Source organism: Rhodococcus sp. M8, assembly GCF_015654185.1.
In the GTDB taxonomy this organism is placed as follows: Bacteria; Actinomycetota; Actinomycetes; order Mycobacteriales; family Mycobacteriaceae; genus Rhodococcus; species Rhodococcus aetherivorans.
This window is the reverse complement of the sequence record NZ_CP064065.1, coordinates 493,741-508,960: the sequence shown is the minus strand read 5'-3', so window position 1 is coordinate 508,960 and position 15,220 is coordinate 493,741. Positions and strand designations below refer to the sequence as shown.

Annotated in this window: 13 protein-coding genes and 1 pseudogene; 8 read left to right on the top strand and 6 right to left on the bottom strand. The window is 70.9% G+C overall.

Annotation, left to right across the window (positions count from 1 at the left end; translation table 11 throughout):
• Window positions 1-30: 30 nt before the first annotated feature.
• Genes ISO16_RS02360 through ISO16_RS02350 form a run of 3 tightly spaced genes read left to right on the top strand, consistent with a single transcriptional unit; the run spans window position 31 to window position 4,913 of the window.
• Complete coding sequence (locus ISO16_RS02360; RefSeq protein ID WP_072635317.1) at window positions 31-1,815, top strand: N-acetylglutaminylglutamine amidotransferase; 1,785 nt, start codon at window positions 31-33, stop codon at window positions 1,813-1,815.
• Window positions 1,812-3,719 carry an alpha/beta hydrolase family protein gene (locus ISO16_RS02355; protein ID WP_083662505.1) on the top strand — a complete coding sequence of 636 codons (1,908 nt, stop codon included), beginning with the start codon at window positions 1,812-1,814 and terminating at the stop codon, window positions 3,717-3,719. Before ISO16_RS02360 ends, ISO16_RS02355 begins: the two co-directional genes overlap by 4 nt.
• Before the next feature lie 30 nt (window positions 3,720-3,749).
• Window positions 3,750-4,913 carry an amidohydrolase gene (locus tag ISO16_RS02350; protein WP_072635181.1) on the top strand — a complete coding sequence of 388 codons (1,164 nt, stop codon included), beginning with the start codon at window positions 3,750-3,752 and terminating at the stop codon, window positions 4,911-4,913.
• Window positions 4,914-5,052: 139 nt separating this feature from the next.
• Here the strand turns inward: ISO16_RS02350 and ISO16_RS02345 are convergent, their stop codons facing one another.
• On the bottom strand, window positions 5,053-5,322 hold the full coding sequence (locus ISO16_RS02345; RefSeq protein WP_230304463.1) for a J domain-containing protein: 270 nt from the start codon (window positions 5,320-5,322) through the stop codon (window positions 5,053-5,055).
• Between the two features lie 613 nt (window positions 5,323-5,935).
• Window positions 5,936-6,352 (bottom strand): Hsp20/alpha crystallin family protein, encoded by a 417-nt coding sequence (locus ISO16_RS02340; RefSeq protein WP_029543498.1) that lies wholly within the window; start codon window positions 6,350-6,352, stop codon window positions 5,936-5,938.
• A gap of 303 nt (window positions 6,353-6,655) precedes the next feature.
• On the opposite strand from ISO16_RS02340, the pseudogene ctaD reads away from it, so the two are divergent.
• Window positions 6,656-8,405 (top strand): annotated as a pseudogene (ctaD, locus tag ISO16_RS02335) (aa3-type cytochrome oxidase subunit I).
• A 98-nt stretch (window positions 8,406-8,503) separates the two neighbouring features.
• A complete protein-coding gene (locus ISO16_RS02330; protein ID WP_043798129.1) occupies window positions 8,504-8,998 on the top strand; it encodes a hemerythrin domain-containing protein in 495 nt (164 codons plus the stop codon).
• A gap of 71 nt (window positions 8,999-9,069) precedes the next feature.
• Here ISO16_RS02330 and ISO16_RS02325 read toward each other — a convergent pair whose 3' ends face one another.
• Genes ISO16_RS02325 through ISO16_RS02310 form a run of 4 tightly spaced genes read right to left on the bottom strand, consistent with a single transcriptional unit; the run spans window position 9,070 to window position 12,462 of the window.
• The gene (locus tag ISO16_RS02325; protein ID WP_006940995.1) at window positions 9,070-9,774 is read right to left on the bottom strand and encodes a hypothetical protein; all 705 of its coding nucleotides are present in this window, start codon (window positions 9,772-9,774) and stop codon (window positions 9,070-9,072) included.
• Window positions 9,775-9,818: 44 nt separating this feature from the next.
• Entirely contained in the window at window positions 9,819-10,463 is a 645-nt protein-coding gene (locus ISO16_RS02320) for a hypothetical protein (protein WP_373867521.1), read from the bottom strand.
• Entirely contained in the window at window positions 10,450-11,724 is a 1,275-nt protein-coding gene (gene hisS, locus ISO16_RS02315) for a histidine--tRNA ligase (protein WP_006940998.1), read from the bottom strand. Before hisS ends, ISO16_RS02320 begins: the two co-directional genes overlap by 14 nt.
• A 54-nt stretch (window positions 11,725-11,778) precedes the next feature.
• Window positions 11,779-12,462, bottom strand: coding sequence for an MBL fold metallo-hydrolase (locus ISO16_RS02310; protein ID WP_006940999.1), 684 nt, complete (start codon window positions 12,460-12,462; stop codon window positions 11,779-11,781).
• 167 nt (window positions 12,463-12,629) lie between these two features.
• On the opposite strand from ISO16_RS02310, the gene ISO16_RS02305 reads away from it, so the two are divergent.
• The 3 genes from ISO16_RS02305 to ISO16_RS02295 all read left to right on the top strand — a co-directional run bounded on the left by ISO16_RS02305 (window position 12,630) and on the right by ISO16_RS02295 (window position 15,206).
• The gene (locus ISO16_RS02305) at window positions 12,630-13,505 is read left to right on the top strand and encodes a peptidylprolyl isomerase (RefSeq protein WP_072635179.1); all 876 of its coding nucleotides are present in this window, start codon (window positions 12,630-12,632) and stop codon (window positions 13,503-13,505) included.
• The gene (locus ISO16_RS02300) at window positions 13,505-14,299 is read left to right on the top strand and encodes a peptidylprolyl isomerase (protein WP_072635178.1); all 795 of its coding nucleotides are present in this window, start codon (window positions 13,505-13,507) and stop codon (window positions 14,297-14,299) included. The genes ISO16_RS02305 and ISO16_RS02300 overlap by 1 nt, the downstream gene beginning before the upstream one ends.
• Window positions 14,300-14,411: 112 nt before the next feature.
• Entirely contained in the window at window positions 14,412-15,206 is a 795-nt protein-coding gene (locus tag ISO16_RS02295; RefSeq protein WP_072635177.1) for a peptidylprolyl isomerase, read from the top strand.
• The last annotated feature ends 14 nt before the right edge of the window (window positions 15,207-15,220 follow it).

Sequence of the window (15,220 nt, the reverse complement as noted above, 5' to 3'; positions counted from 1 at the left end):
CCGGAGGGCGTGAGCCGGAAGGAGAGCACGATGTGCGGTGTGTGTGGGGAGATGCGCTTCGACGGGGCTCCCCCGGACGTGGCCGCGGTCGGGCGGATGACCGACGCCATGAGCGCCCGGGGCCCCGATGCGGCCGGCCTCCACGCGCGCGGCTCGGTGGCGTTCGGGCATCGGCGGCTGACGATCATCGACCTGTCGGCGCGCGGCAGCCAGCCGATGATCGACAGTGAGCTCGGGTTGGCACTGGTCTTCAACGGGTGCATCTACAACTACCGGGAGCTGCGCTCGGAACTGGAGGGGGCCGGCTACCGGTTCTTCTCGACGGCGGACAGCGAGGTGGTGCTCAAGAGCTTCCACCGTTGGGGCGCGGAATGCGTGCAGCACTTCAAGGGCATGTTCGCATTCGCCGTGCACGACACCGACACCGGCGCGGTGACCCTGGCCCGCGACCGGCTCGGCATCAAGCCGCTCTATCTGGCGGAGGGCCCGGGACGGTTGCGCTTCGCCTCCACCGTGCCGGCGTTGCTCCGCGCCGGCGAGGTCGACACCACCGTCGATCGCGTCGCGCTGCACCACTACCTGAGCTTCCACTCGGTGGTGCCCGCACCGCACACGATGCTGCGGGGGATCCGGAAGCTGCCGCCGGCGACCGTGCGGGTGATCGAGCCCGACGGTGGCAGCACCGAGCACCGCTATTGGGAGCCCGCATTCACGCGGGACCCCGCGCGGACGACGTGGACGGCCGTGGATTGGCAGGAGGCACTGCTGGATTCGCTGCGGACCGCGGTGAGCCGGCGAATGGTCGCCGACGTGCCGGTGGGGGTGCTGCTCTCGGGAGGCATCGACTCGAGCCTGGTCGTGGCGTTGCTCGCGGAGCAGGGCCAGCGAGACCTGGCCACGTTCAGCATCGGATTCGATCCGGCCGGTGGCGAATCCGGGGACGAGTATGTCTACTCCGATCTCGTGGCGCGGAGGTTCGGCACCGTCCATCACAAGATCCATATCGACTCGTCCCGGCTGTTGCCGGCGGTGCCGAAGACCGTGGCGGCGATGAGCGAGCCGATGGTCAGCCACGACTGCGTGGCGTTCTACCTGCTGTCGGAGGAGGTGAGCAAGTCGGTGAAGGTGGTGCAGTCCGGGCAGGGCGCCGACGAGATCCTCGCCGGCTACGACTGGTATCCGCCGCTGATGGAGGTGGCCCGGGAACGGTCCGCCGAGGCGTACGCGAAGGTGTTCGCCGACCGTACCCACGCCGACATCGTCGCGCTGCTCGACCCTCGGTACTCCCTCGATCACGACGCGAGTGGCGAGTTCCTGGCCGAGCAGCACGCCGCGGCGGGGGCGGCGACGGCGGTCGATGCGGCGCTGCGTCTCGACACGACGGTCATGCTGATCGAAGACCCGGTCAAGCGGGTCGACACGATGACGATGGCGTGGGGCCTCGAGGGGCGGGTGCCGTTCCTCGACCACGACTTCGTCGAACTGGCCGCGACCTGCCCGCCCGAACTGAAGCTGGCCTCCGGCGGCAAGGGCGTCCTCAAGGAGGCGAGCCGCAAGCACCTGCCGGCGGAGATCATCGACCGGACCAAGGGCTACTTCCCGGTGCCGGGCATCCGGCACCTCGACGGGGACGTACTGACCCTGGTGCGCGATGCGTTGCACAGCCGGAGCGCCCGCGACCGCGGGCTGTACCGGCCCGAAGCACTCGACGCGCTGCTCGCCGACCCGAACAGGCATCGCACCACCCTCGGGGCGAACGCCCTGTGGCAGGTGGCCCTGCTGGAAATGTGGCTCCAGGAAATGGAACAGCTGTGAGCGGCGAGACGGAGACGACCTCGGTGGCGCGAACACCGGATGCCGCGACGACCGCCGCGGCGGCACAGTCGCGCCACATCCGCTTCACGTCGGGTGCGTCGGTCGCGCCGGACGGCACGGCGATCGCTCATCTCGTCGACGACGGCGGCTATCCCCGTGCGGTGCAGCGGTTCCTGTCCGGCCGCGCCACGAGCGCGGCGCGGTGGGTCGAGTTGCCGGTGGACGGGCCGGTCACCCGGATCATGCACTCGGCGGACGGCCGTTGGCTGGCGTGCGAGGTGGCGCCCGACGCCGGTACGCGCACCCAGGTATGGGTGGTGAGCACCGACCCCGACGACCGCGGCGCCCGCCGCCTCGGGTCGGCCGGGGACTCGTCGACGGAACTCGTCGGGTGGGACGGGAACCGGGTGGCGACGGTCGCCACCGACGAGGAGGGGGTGGCGGAATCCCGGCTGGTGGACCCGCACACCCAGGACACCGTGGTGCTCGATCGCCGCGTCGGCGGTCACCTCGTCGACGCGTGGGCGGGGTCGGCGCTGCTGCGGGTCGGTCCGCGCGGCCACCGGGAGTTGCTGCTGCTGCACGAGGACGGCACGCGGATTGCGCTGCTGCCCAACGACGTCGGTTCCACCACGGACGCCGGGGTCATTCTCGACGACCATCGGCTGCTCGGCGTGGTGGACCAGCTTCGTTCGCCGTGGGCGTCCAGCGACGGCGAACCGGAGAGATATCTGCGGTCGCTGGTGCGCAGCGACAACGGCGCGGAGTTCGCGCGGCTGCTGGGCGTGGCGGTGTCGTCGGAGGGCGTGTCGTACCGGGTGCTGGCCGAGCGGGAGGACGGCGACCTCGACGAGTTCGCCGTGAGCGACGACCACAGCACGGTAGCCCTGCTGTGGAACCACAAGGGTCTGAGCCAGTTGCAGATCCTGCACCTGGCGGACGGCTCGCTCGACGATCCCCTCGGGTTGCCCGGACTGGTGGCGTCCGAACTGAGCATCAGCGCGGACGGCTCGCTGCTGGCGGTGACCGTGCAGGGTCCCGGAATGCCGCCTTCGGTGGAGATCGTCGATCCGCGGACCGGGGAGTGGGGCCCCGCGGAGGCCGCGCGGACCCGGATGGACGACGACGATCTGCCGACGTTGCTCGAGTTCCCGGCACGGGACGGGACGCCGCTCTCGGGTTGGCTGTATCGGGCGCAGGGCAGCGGCCCGGGCCCGGTGCTGCTGTACTTCCACGGCGGACCGGAAGCCCAGGAACGGCCCGGATACAGCGACTACTACCCGGCGATCGTGGCGGCGGGATTCACGGTCTTCGGGACGAACGTGCGCGGGTCCGGCGGTTTCGGGCGGACGTTCATGCACGCCGACGACCGCTACGGGCGGTTCGCCGGGATCGACGACGTGGCCGACTGCGTGCAGTACCTCGTCGACCACGGCATCGCCGATCCCGCCCGGGTGGCGTGCGCGGGCAGATCGTACGGCGGCTACCTGACGCTGGCATCGCTGACCTTCCACGCCGAGTTGTTCGCCGCCGGGATAGCGATCTGCGGGATGAGCGACCTCGAGAGTTTCTACGCCAACACCGAGCCGTGGATCGCGGCGGCGGCCTACCCCAAGTACGGGCATCCGGTGCACGACCGGGAACTGCTGCGCGAGCTCTCCCCCATCCACCGGATCGCGGAACTGCGGGCACCCCTGCTCGTGGTGCACGGGGCGCACGACACCAACGTGCCGGTCAGCGAGTCGGAGCAAATCGTCGCCGCGGTACGCGACCGGGGTGGGATCGCCGAGTTCCTCCTGTTCGACGACGAGGGCCACGACATCGTCAAACGCGAGAACAGGGACGTGCTCGCCGAGGCCATGGTGAACTGGCTGACGAGCCGGCTCGGTACGGCCGGCCCGTAGATGTCACCGAACCGACGGAGTTCTCGACGGATGACGATCGACCACGACCGCCTCGTCGCCTGGCGACGGGACCTGCATGCCCACCCGGAGCTGTCGTTCGCGGAGTTCCGGACCACCGCGCTGGTGCGCGATCAGCTCGTCTCGCTCGGGCTGGACCCGGTGACGCTGCCCGGCGGCACCGGTCTGTGGTGCGACGTCGGCCCGGACACCACCGGATGCATCGGGTTGCGGGCCGACCTCGACGCGTTGCCGCTGACCGAGACCACCGGGTTGCCGTACGCGTCGACCGTGGAGGGCGTGTGTCACGCGTGCGGGCACGACGCCCACACCGCGATGCTGCTGGAGGCGGCCACCGTGCTCGCGGCGGATCCGCCCCCGCAGCGGGTGCGGTTGATCTTCCAGCCCGGCGAGGAGACCACCCCCGGTGGTGCGCTCGAGGTCGTCGCCGCGGGTGGCCTCGCCGGGGTGTCCCGGATCTTCGCCCTGCACTGCGCCCCCCAGCTCGAGGCGGGCAAGCTCGCCACCCGCGCCGGGCCGATCACCTCGTCCGGGGCCGTTCTCACGGTGCGGTTGTCCTCCCCCGGCGGCCACTCGGCCCGCCCGCACCTGACCGGCGACCTGATCCACGCGGCGGGCGTGCTGGTGACCGGGCTGGCGTCGGTGCTCGATCGGCGCCTCGACGCCCGCACCGCCACCGTGCTGACATGGGGCCGGATCCACGCCGGCCACGTCGGCAACGCCATCCCCGAGTCCGGTGAACTGGTGGGCACGCTGCGCAGCGCGTCGCATCGGACGTGGGCGACGGTCGAGCCGCTGGTGCGGCGCAGCGTCGCGGAACTGCTCGCACCCTACGCGGTGGACCACGAACTGGACTACGTGCAGGGCGTGCCGCCGGTGGTCAACGACGCCGAGGCAACCGCCGAGATGCTCGCCGCGATCGAATCCGTGGTGGGCCTGGAGAATCTGGCCGAGGCGGGACAGTCCAGCGGCGGCGAGGACTTCGCGTGGTATCTCGAGCACGTCCCGGGGGCCATGGCGCGCTTGGGAGTCTGGGACGGGACGAGTCCGCGACACGATCTCCACAAGCCCGACTTCGAACTGGACGAACGAGCCCTGGTGTACGGGGCGCGCACCCTGCTGGCCCTCGCCTACGGAGGCAAGTACGAACCTCGTACGCCTGACCCGAGCGAATGAACCATGCTGTCGGACTGATCGAGTGAGCGATACATTCGCTCGGGGGAAGCGCCCGCGCGGCGCCGTCACCGGTGGCGACGGACGGGTCCGGCCCGGATGGGCGGATCCGCCGCGGGGGGCGGGTCCGAGCGACGCACGGTCACCCGGACGGTCCGCGCGGAGGGCCGGGGGCCGTGTCGGCACGGCGCCGGTCGTACTCCGCGCGGCGGTGCGGATCGCGCAGGACGGCGTAGGCCGCGACGATCCTGCGCAGCTGCTCGTCCGGATCCGGACCGAAAGGGACATCCGGGCTGCGGAGGTCGGGGTGGTGCTCGCGGAGCTTGCGACGGAAGGCCGCGGTGATCTCCGCCTGCCCGGCAGACCTGGGCACGCCCAGCACGGCGTAGAGATCGGGTTCCCTGCCGGACACGGCCCCGCCCTTCTCTTCCGTTGTCGACGCCCGAACGGCGTGACGGCGCGTGACAGGAGCGAACGCCCGGCCACCCGCCGCGTGGATGGGTACGAACGGCGGGTGGCCGGGCGTCGGCGATGATCGGGTGCGGCCCGCACTGTGTGTGCCGAATACCGGCGGTGCGCTGCCCGGTCACCGGCTCCGGGCCGGTGCCCCGCCCAGCGCCTCGTAGCTGCCGTCCGGGCGGGCGGCACGCACGTCAACGCCTGGCGACTCTGCTGCGATGTCGTATCACCGTCCTTTCGCTACTACGTGGCTTCGACGGGCCGATCCGGTACGGACCGGAGGAGAGCGCTGCGTGGCAACCACTTCCCCCGGAGCCCGCGTCCCGGCTCGACCCGGCGGTCCCGCGGTGCGCGCCGCGCCCCGCGGACGACGGACCGCGGCGGTCCGGCACCTCGGGTCCGCCACCGGTCGTCGCGGCCGGGGCCACTCGAGCATCTCCAGCTCGAGATCGAGCAGGAGCAGCTCGAGGTCCACGCCGTCGACGGTGGGCGGCTGCCCGACGGGCGGTTCGGCAATCAGGTCGAGTTCGTCCATGGTCGTCTCCCGGGGACACGCCTCGGACGGATCAGCCGTCGATCGCCTTCTTGTCGCCTACCGCGATCTCGATCTTGCGCGGCTTGGCCTTCTCCGCGACCGGGATCGTCAGCCTCAGCACGCCGGCGTCGTACGTCGCCTCGATGTTGTCGGTGTCGAGGTTCTCGCCGAGGAACAGCTGCCGGCTGAACACTCCGCGCGGGCGCTCGGCCGCCACCATCTCCTGACTCTGGTCGCGTGCCGGCCGCTCTGCGTGCACCGTCAGCACGTTCCGTTCGACGTCGAGGTCGAGCGAATCCTCGGCGACGCCGGGCAGATCGAACTCGACGACGAACTTGTCGCCCTCACGCCAGGCATCCATGGGCATCACCGCGGGACGGGCCGCCGTGCCGAGAACCTGCTGCGCGAAGCGGTCGAGCTCGCGGAACGGATCGGTGCGCATCAACATCGTTTCCACCTCCACAGACTCTCTTCGTGCCGGTTGAGGAGAGCGGTCGATCTATGCTGGCCGCTACACCTTTCTTGTACCACTCACAACACAGCGGGGCAAGGAATTGTTCCCGGAAACCCCTCGAATTCCGCGCGTACGGACGACAATCCGCCTCGCAAAACCTCCCGCGCGCGGCCGGTGCCGGTTACGCTCGACCTACCGCATGATGCCGCGGTCGTTCCGGGGTGCCGTCTCAGGCCGAGCGGAGCGCCCGGCGCCGCAGCGACATCGCCGCCCCCCCGGGAGGCGCAAGGAGGCACCATGGTTGTCACCGAGACGAAGGCCGTTCGCCCGTATCCGCCGCGGTATGCGCCCAAGGGCTCGACGTTCTACAAGCTGGTCACCACGACCGACCCGAAGATGCTCGGGCTGATGTACATCGTGACCTCGTTCGCCTTCTTCCTGATCGGCGGGCTGATGGCCCTGCTGATCCGCAGCGAACTCGCCGTCCCGGGCATGCAGTTCCTGTCCAACGAGCAGTACAACCAGCTGTTCACCATGCACGGCGGCATCATGCTGCTGATGTACGCGACCCCGATCGTGTTCGGGTTCGCGAACTACATCCTGCCGCTGCAGATCGGCGCGCCCGACGTCGCGTTCCCCCCGGCTGAACGCGTTCAGCTACTGGCTGTACCTGTTCGGCGCCTCCGTCGTGGCCTTCTCCCTCGTCACCCCGGGCGGCGCCCCGGACTTCGGGTGGACCTCCTACGTTCCGCTCGCGGACGACCTGCACAGCCCCGGTGTCGGCGGAAACCTGTGGTTCGCCGGTCTGGCCGTCGCCGGTCTCGGCACCATCCTCGGCGGGGTCAACATGATCACCACGGTCGTGTGCCTGCGTGCCCCCGGTATGACGATGTTCCGGATGCCGATCTTCACCTGGAACATCTTCATCACGATGATTCTGATCCTGCTGATCTTCCCGCTGCTGACCGCCGCGTTCATGGGAGTGCTGGTCGATCGCGTGCTCGGCGGCAACATCTACGACCCGGCCAACGGCGGGGTGATGCTCTACCAGCACCTGTTCTGGTTCTTCGGCCACCCCGAGGTGTATGTCATCGCGCTGCCGTTCTTCGGCATCATCTCCGAGGTCATTCCGGTGTTCTCGCGTAAGCCGATCTTCGGCTACACCGGCCTGGTCTACGCGACCCTGGCGATCGGCGCCCTGTCGATGGCCGTGTGGGCGCATCACATGTACGCCACCGGCGCCGTGCTGCTGCCGTACTTCTCGTTCATGACGTTCCTGATCGCGGTGCCCACCGGCGTGAAGTTCTTCAACTGGATCGGCACCATGTGGCGGGGGCAGGTGACGTTCGAGACCCCGATGCTGTTCGCGGTCGGCTTCATCATCACCTTCCTGTTCGGCGGCCTGACCGGCGTGGTCCTCGCCAGCCCGCCGCTGGACTTCCACGTCCACGACTCCTACTTCGTCGTCGCGCACTTCCACTACGTGCTCTTCGGCACCATCGTGTTCGCCACCTACTCGGGCATCTACTTCTGGTTCCCGAAGATGACCGGGCGGCTGATGGACGAGCGCCTCGGCAAGTGGCACTTCTGGCTGACCTTCCTCGGCTTCCACACCACGTTCCTGGTGCAGCACTGGCTGGGCAACGAGGGCATGCCGCGCCGCTACGCCGACTACCTGCCGTCGGACGGGTTCACCACCCTCAACACCATCTCGACGATCGGTGCCTTCACCCTCGGCGTGTCGACCCTGCCGTTCCTGTGGAACGTGTTCAAGAGCTACCGGTACGGGCAGGTCGTGATCGTCGACGACCCGTGGGGTTACGGCAACTCCCTCGAGTGGGCCACCACCTGCCCGCCGCCGCGGCACAACTTCTACGAGCTGCCGCGCATCCGCTCCGAGCGCCCGGCGTTCGAGCTGCACTACCCGCACATGGTGGAGACCATGCGGGCGGAGGCGCACGTCGGCGTCGGCCGGCGCCACGCCGCCGAGGTGGCGGAGGAGCCCCACGTCCGGGACACCGCCGAGCGGACACCGCCGAGCACCTGATTCGGACGGATCGGTGTAATCGGGCTCCCGCCGGGGTATCTGGAGCGCACGCCCCTCACGGCGGCGGGCATTCGAGAACCACTTCGGCGGGAGGCCTGGTGTCCACTGACGCGATCGTGTTGTTGAAGGAAGACCACAAGGAGATCCGGAAGCTGTTCCGCGAGTTCCGCGGAGCGGACGACGGCGACGAGAAGGGCCGGATCGTCGGCCGGATCATCGAACTGCTGACGGTGCACACCTACATCGAGAACGAGGGGATGTACCCCGAGGTGCGCGCGCTGCTACCCGACCTCGAATCGGACATCCTCGAATCGTTCGAGGAGCACCACGTCGCGGACGTCCTCGTGACGGAACTGGCCGGGATGAAACCCGACGCCGAGCGGTTCGACGCGAAGACGACCGTCCTCATCGAGAACGTCGAGCACCACATCGAGGAGGAGGAAGAGGAGTGGTTCCCGAGGGTGCGGGAGGCACTCGGCCGTAAGCAGCTACAGGAGATCGGGGCGCGGATGCTCGAGCTGAAGGAGAAGGCCCCGCATTCCCCCGCGCAGCCCTCGGCCCTGAAGAAGACGATCGACGCCGTCGTGAGCTGACGCGTCGCCGGACCGGTTCCGGTCCGGCCCACGAAGGCCGGGGGTGCAGAGTTGCTCTGCACCCCCGGCTACTACGTTCCGGCGGTGTCGAGGAAACCGCTCCGCGCGGACGCGTCGGATGCCCCGCGTCCCGAGCGGCTGCCGCGGTATGCGTCGCGGCGGAACGGCACGAGCCAGCGCGGCCACAGCTCGACGGCCGCCGGGTGGTTGAGCACGGGATCGAACGACGGCTGGGCCTCGTCGGAGGCGGGCACCGCGGACTCGAGCGTGACGCGGCCGGCCGGCACGAGCGGCCCACGGGCCGAGGCCACGTGCAACGAGAACAGCAAAGGGACGCCGTGCCGGGCCAGTTCCAGGACGGACGTCGAGGACGGCTGGTCGCCCTCCGGGAACGCGAAGATCCACCGCGGCGCGAGGTCGACATTCGTGCGATAGGCCATCAGGGAGCCGTACCGCGCGGTCGACCAGCCCCGGGCCGGCAGCAGGACCGCCCTGGTGGGCACGTGCAGGGTGGCGAGCAGGATGTCCCACGGGCCGTCCTCGAGGGAGAACCGCAACGCCAGACCCAGGATGTCGGGCACGCCGTCGGGCGTGCCCACGGCGCCGGACAGCCGCGCGGTGACCGGCACCCGCGCCGGTGCCGGAACCGGCCACCATCGCGAATCCAGTTCCGCGACGCCCCGGAAGAGCACCCCACGTGGATGGAACACCCGCGCCCCGCGCAGCGCGGAGGCGGCTCGGAACGGCCCGGAGAACACCGAGTGCAGCGAGATCATGCGCCCCGCATACCCGGGGTACCCACAGCCCAATCGGTCCGCGCTCACTCGACGAGCGAGGCCACCTCGTGGTCGGTGAGCGTGGTCTGCGGCACGCGCCCGGCGTCACGGGCCAGCAGCACCGCCCGGTACAGCGGCCGCTGCTCGAGCCCGGCGTCGCGGGCCTCCGCCCGCAGCTGCTCCACCAGCACCGACGACATCGCGGCGGCCGAGGCCAGCTCGCTCGCCGCCAGCGCGTCGGCGAGTCGGCGCAACGCCAGTACGTCGAGCTCCCGGCAGCCGCCGTTCGCGTACAACGCCAGCGGAACCGACACGAGCCGATCCCCGTCGTTGAGCCGCAACACCACCTGACTCACCCGCAGCGCCGACACCACCAGCTCGACCCCGGCGAGGTTGCGCAGCTCCACCCGCCGGGTGCGCAGCGCCCCCTTCGCGGTGACCGTGGTGCCGTCGATCCAGCGGTGCCGGCGCAGCACCGCCAGGGCGCCCACCGCGGGCGGCACCCCGACGAGCACACCGAACACGACCGCAACCAGCGGGCTGGACACCAGGTACACCAGCAGACCGGCCACCACGCCGATCAGGAGGGAGAACACCGCGACTCTCCCGGCGCGGGGCGCGAGCACCCGCGTGGGGATCAGGTCCAGACGGGTCGGCGCGGGACGGGCCGACGGGTCAGGTGCGGGCAACGACGTCCCCGACCCGGGCGACCACGTCGTCGAGCGGCACGGTGTGCTGTTCGCCGGTGCGCAGGTCCTTGACGACGATCTCGCCGGCCTCGAGTTCGCGCTCCCCCAGCACGAGCGCGACCACGGCACCGGAACGGTCGGCGGCCTTCATCGCGCCCTTGACGCCGCGACCGCCGTACGCCAGGTCCACGCGGATGCCGGCGGCGCGCAGCCGGTGGGCGATCGGCACCAGCGTCGACTTGGCGGCCTCGCCCATCGGCACGCAGAACACCTCGCAGCGGGCGGGGCTGCCCGCGGTCCTGCCCTCGGCGGCGAGCGCGAGGACCGTGCGGTCGACGCCGAGCCCGAAGCCGATACCGGAGAGCGGCTGGCCGCCGAGCTGCGCCATCAGGCCGTCGTAGCGGCCGCCGCCACCGATCCCGGACTGGGCGCCGAGCCCGTCGTGGACGAATTCGAACGTCGTCTTCGTGTAGTAGTCGAGGCCGCGCACCATGCGCGGGTTGATCGTGTACGGCACGCCGAGCGCGTCGAGATGCGAGAGCACCTCGTCGAAGTGCGCCTTGGCCGTGTCGGAAAGGTGGTCGAGCATGAGCGGCGCGTCGGCCGTCATCTCCCGCACGTGGGGGCGTTTGTCGTCGAGCACCCGCAACGGGTTGATCTCGGCGCGGCGGCGGGTCTCCTCGTCCAGGTCCAGCTTGAACAGGAACTGCTGCAACAACTCCCGGTACTGCGGGCGGCACGTCTCGTCGCCGAGGGACGTGATCTCGAGGCGGAACCCCTCGAGGCCCAGGCTGCGGAATCCGGCGTCGGCGACGGCGATGACCTCGGCGTCGAGGGCCGGATCGTCGACGCCGATCGCCTCGACGCCCACCTGCTGCAGCTGGCGGTACCGGCCGGCCTGGGGGCGCTCGTACCGGAAGAACGGGCCCGAGTAGCTCAGCTTGACGGGCAGCTGGCCACGGTCGAGGCCGTGCTCGATCACCGCCCGCATCACACCCGCGGTGCCCTCCGGGCGCAGCGTGACGGACCGGTCGCCGCGGTCGGCGAACGTGTACATCTCTTTGCTGACGACGTCGGTGGACTCGCCGACGCCGCGCGCGAACAGTCCGGTGTCCTCGAAGATCGGCAGCTCGATGTGCCCGTAGCCGGCCAGCCGCGCCGCGCGGGTCAGCCCGTCGCGCACGGCGACGAACTCCGCGGACTGCGGGGGGACGTAATCGGGTACACCCTTGGGCGCCGAGAACGTGGAGGGCTTGCTCAACTGTCGCTGCTTTCTCTCGTCGGTGGATCGGAGGCCGGGCCGGCCCGGGCCGGGTCAGCGGGAGCCGGCCAGCCCCACCAGGAACGGGTTCGACACCCGCTCCTGGCCGATGGTGCTGGACGGGCCGTGGCCGGGCAGGATCGCGGTGGCGTCGTCGCGCACGAGCAGTTTCGCCGCGATCGACGCGAGCAGCTGTTCGTGGTTGCCACCCGGCAGGTCGGTGCGGCCGATCGACCCCTGGAACAGGGTGTCGCCGGTGAGGGCGATCTCGACGTCGTCGCCGTCGGGGGTCGTCGCGTGGGTGCGCAGCACCACCGAGCCCTGGGTGTGCCCCGGGGTGTGATCGACGGCGAACCGGATGCCGGCGTGCTCGATCTCGTCCCCGTCGGCCAGTTCGATCACGGTCCGCGGCTCGGCGAATTCGGCGCCCTCGAGGAACGGCTTCAACGTCGGGCCGATGCCGCGCCCGGGATCGGTCAGCATGTAGCGGTCGTCCGGATGGATATAGGCCGGGATGTCGTAGCGGTCGGCGACGGCCTGCGCCGACCAGATGTGGTCGAGGTGCCCGTGGGTGAGCAGCACCGCGCGCGGCGTCAGTCCGGACCGGGTGAGAAAGTCGGCGAGGGGCTCGGCGGCATCCTGCCCGGGGTCGACGACGACGCATTCCTTCGCGTCGTCCTGCGCGAGGATGTAGCAGTTGGTCTGGAACATCCCGGCGGGGAATCCGGTGACGAGCACGGGCATCGCTCCTACGGTGTGGGCCTTCGCGTGGCCCCTACAGCCTAGGCCGGGCTCCCCGTCGCCCGGTTCTCAGGTTGGGGTGGCAGACTCGATCCGGCTCGAGCCGGGTTCCAGCGGCGACGCTGGGACCGGCAACGACGATCGGTTACGGGAGGACTACTGCAGTGCCGAGCAACGCACAGCGGCGCCAGGCCGCCAAACGCAAACTCGAGCGGCAACTCGAACGGCGGGCACAGCGGGCGCGCAAGCGCCGCCAGCTGACCATCGGTCTGTCGGCGCTCGGTGTGGCCGCGGTCGTCGCGGCGGGCGTCGGCATCTGGGTGCTCGGCCGCGGCGGCGACGACGCCGCCTCCACCGCGGCGTCGGAGACGACCGACCCGGCGCAGACCGAGTTCGCGGCGCTGCCCGCGGGCCGGTCGGAACCGCTGCCCGAATCGGTGAACTGTGCGTACCCGCCCGGCGGCGAACCGGCCAGGCCGGTGCAGCCGCCGCGCACCGACGGCATCCTCACCACCGGTGAGGGCAATACCGACATCAGCGTCAGTGTGGAGACCACCCTGGGCAACATCGGCCTGGTCCTGCACAACGACACCTCCCCGTGCACGGTCAACAACTTCCTGTCCCTGGCGTCGCAGGGGTACTTCGACGACACCGCCTGCCACCGCCTGACCACGTCCGACTCGCTCGCCGTGCTGCAGTGCGGCGACCCGACCGGCACCGGCGCCGGCGGCCCCGGCTACCAGTTCGCCAACGAGTTCCCCACCGACCAGTACGCGCCCGAGGATCCGGCGGCCACGCAGCCGCTGACGTACCCGCGCGGCACCGTCGCGATGGCCAACGCCGGCGCCGGCACCAACGGCAGCCAGTTCTTCCTCGTGTACGGCGACTCGATCCTGCCGCCGCAGTACACCGTGTTCGGCACCATCGACGAGACCGGCCTGGCGACCCTCGACACGGTCGCCGCCGCCGGGGTCGAGGGCGGCGGCCAGGACGGCGCGCCGGCCCAGCCGATCTCCCTGACCAGTGTGAGGATGGACTGATGACCCGTACCCGATCCGGCGCTGCCCGGGCCGCCGCGGCCGGGGTCGGTGTGGCGCTGCTGCTCACCGCCTGCTCCGGCGACCCGGACGACGGGTCCGCGACGTCCACGTCGAACACCGCGGCCTCGGCACCGACGTCCGCACCGTCGCTGTCCGACTTCCCGGCCCTGCCCGCCCAGCGGGCCGAGCCGCTGCCCGATACGGTGAGCTGCGCGTACCCGTCCGACGGACGACCGGCCGTGAAGCCGGTGCAGCCGCCGCGCGCCGAGGCCGTCCCCACCACCGACACCGACGTCACCGTGGCGACCACCCAGGGCGACATCGGACTGGCCCTGCGGGGCGAGCTGTCCCCGTGCACCGTCGGCAGCTTCCTGTCGCTGGCCTCCCAGGGGTATTTCGACGACACCGACTGCCACCGGTTGACGACCGACCCGACGCTGTCGGTGCTGCAGTGCGGCGACCCCACCGCCACGGGTACCGGCGGACCGGGCTACGAGTTCGCCAACGAGTTCCCCACCGACCAGTACGCGGCCGGAGATCCGCAGGCGCAGAATCCGATGATCTACCCACGGGGCACGCTCGCGATGGCCAATGCCGGCCCCGGCACGAACGGCAGCCAGTTCTTCCTGGTCTACGGCGATTCGATCCTGCCGCCGCAGTACACCGTGTTCGGCACCATCGACGAGACCGGCCTGGTGACCCTCGACGAGATCGCCGCGGCCGGGGTGGACGGCGGCGGACCCGACGGACCACCGGCGGCGCCGACGACGCTGACCGCCGTCCGCACGGACTGATCCTGCGCGTCTCCCAACGCCCCGCCCACCCGCCGGTGGGCGGGGCGTTCGCGTCCCCGCCGCCGGCAGGGGTCTGTCGGATTGTGACGGGATCGTCTACTGTGCCGTGTCTGTGACCTCAGGTACCTCCATTGCTGCGCGCCTGGCCGCGACGCTCGGCGCAGCACTCGCGGCTGCGGCGTGTGCCGCTTCCGACACCGGGCCCGCCCCTGCCGCGCTGCGGGCGACGACCACCGCGGCCGCCACTTCCCCCGGGTTCGACCCGTCCGCCTATGTTGCGATGCCGCCGCGGCCGGAACCGGCGGCCGCCACCGTCGCCTGCGCGTTCCGTGCCACCGGGCCGGCCGCGGGGACGGCGACCGTGCCCGCGTCGACGTCCGTGCCCGCGACCGGGACGGTGGAGCTGACGCTGACGACCTCCGCGGGTCCGGTCCCGCTGGTCCTCGAGCGCGCCGCAGCGCCGTGTGCGGTGCAGAGTTTCGTCGGCCTCGCCCGGCAGGGCTTCTTCGACGGGACCGAGTGCCATCACGTGACCGACGAACCGGGGATGCAGATGTTCCGGTGCGGCGACCCCACCGGATCCGGGACGGGAGGGCCCGGCTACACGTTCGCCGACGAGTACCCCGTCACGGTCGTCCGCGGGGAGAACGGCTATCTGCCGTCCCCCGTCGTGTATCCGCGCGGCACCGTCGCGATGGCCAACGCCGGGCACCGGGACAGCAACGGCAGTCAGTTCCTGCTCGTGTTCGGCGATTCCCTGCTGCAGCCGCAGTATTCGGTGTTCGGCACCGTCGGAGAACCCGGCCTGCGGGCGCTCGAGGAGGTCGCCGCGGCGGGCGACGACGGATCGAGTCCCCTGGGCGGTGGGCGCCCCCTGATCCCGATGCGGATCGTCGCGGTCGGGTGAGTGCGGCCGGGTGA

Excerpts from the sequence above, each read along its gene's own strand:
- ISO16_RS02360 (WP_072635317.1), top strand. The coding sequence starts at position 31 with ATGTGCGGTGTGTGTGGGGAGATGCGCTTCGACGGGGCTCCCCCGGAC.
- ISO16_RS02350 (WP_072635181.1), top strand. The coding sequence starts at position 3,750 with ATGACGATCGACCACGACCGCCTCGTCGCCTGGCGACGGGACCTGCAT.
- ISO16_RS02340 (WP_029543498.1), bottom strand. The coding sequence starts at position 6,352 with ATGTTGATGCGCACCGATCCGTTCCGCGAGCTCGACCGCTTCGCGCAG.
- ISO16_RS02325 (WP_006940995.1), bottom strand. The coding sequence starts at position 9,774 with ATGATCTCGCTGCACTCGGTGTTCTCCGGGCCGTTCCGAGCCGCCTCC.
- ISO16_RS02300 (WP_072635178.1), top strand. The coding sequence starts at position 13,505 with ATGACCCGTACCCGATCCGGCGCTGCCCGGGCCGCCGCGGCCGGGGTC.